At 73.4% G+C, this 917-nt stretch carries 2 protein-coding genes; both read right to left on the bottom strand.

Features of this window, described 5'->3' with window-relative positions; translation table 11 throughout:
* The coding region (locus tag ACFQ36_RS23005; protein ID WP_377017919.1) for a Mur ligase domain-containing protein at positions 1 to 323 on the bottom strand (323 nt) is incomplete at its 3' end.
* Positions 310 to 917, bottom strand: a 608-nt coding sequence (locus ACFQ36_RS23000) for a glycosyltransferase (protein ID WP_377017917.1), incomplete at its 5' end; no start/stop codon positions are given. The genes ACFQ36_RS23005 and ACFQ36_RS23000, both read right to left, overlap by 14 nt.

Here is a 917-nt window from a genome sequence, read left to right as displayed (position 1 = left end):
AACGTTCGGCGCCGGATCCGCAGCCCGGCCGCCGCGGCGGCCTGCAGCTCCGGGTTCGCGGGCCGGATCGCGGTGGAGACCACCACGGTGTCCGCGCCGGCCACGTTGGCCGCATCGTGACCCACATGGACCACTGCACCGAGGCCGCGCAGCTGCTCGAGCACCTTTGAGTCCTTGGCGTCCGAGCCGGACACCGGCACCCCGCGCGCCAGCAGGATCCGGGCCACGGCCGACATGCCCGCCCCGCCAAGGCCGATGAAATGCACCCGGCCCAGGTCTTCGAACGCCACCGCTCCGGTGGTGTGGAAGTCAGCGGATCTCATCGGCGTCCTTTCCGGTGCCGCTGTTTCCGGCACTGCTGTTTCCGGTGCTGCTGTTTCCGGTGCCGTATCCGGCGGCGCTGAAGATCATCGCCGCCATCCGCTCGTCGGCATCCCGGATGCCCAGGGAGCGCGCCGCTGCCGCCATGGCCGCCAGCCGGGCGGAGTCCTGCAGCAGCGGAACCAGCTCCCGGTCCACCCAGGCCGGCGTGAAGTCCCGGTCCGCCACGAGCACCGCCGCCTGCGCATCCACCAGGAACGCAGCGTTCAGGGCCTGCTCGCCGTTGCCGTGCGGCAGCGGCACCAGCACGGCGGGCACGCCCACCGCCGCCACCTCGCACACCGTGGCCGCGCCGGAGCGGGCCAGCAGCACGTCCGCCGCGGCGTAGACATCCTCCATCCCGTCCACGTACTCCACCTGGCGGTAGCCCGGCGACGCGAGCGGGGCTCCGGACTCGCCCAGCAGCGTCTTGCCGCGGCCGGTGATGTGCAGCACCTGGATGCCGGCCGCCGCCAGCGCGGGCAGCGAGGAGCCGATGGTGCGGTTGATGCTGGCCGCCCCCGAGGAACCGCCGGTGACGATCAGGGCGGGCCGGC

The organism is Arthrobacter sp. GCM10027362, assembly GCF_042679445.1.
Lineage (GTDB): Bacteria > Actinomycetota > Actinomycetes > Actinomycetales > Micrococcaceae > Crystallibacter.
Note: the sequence above shows the minus strand (reverse complement) of the source record. Positions and strands in the feature narration are given on the sequence as shown.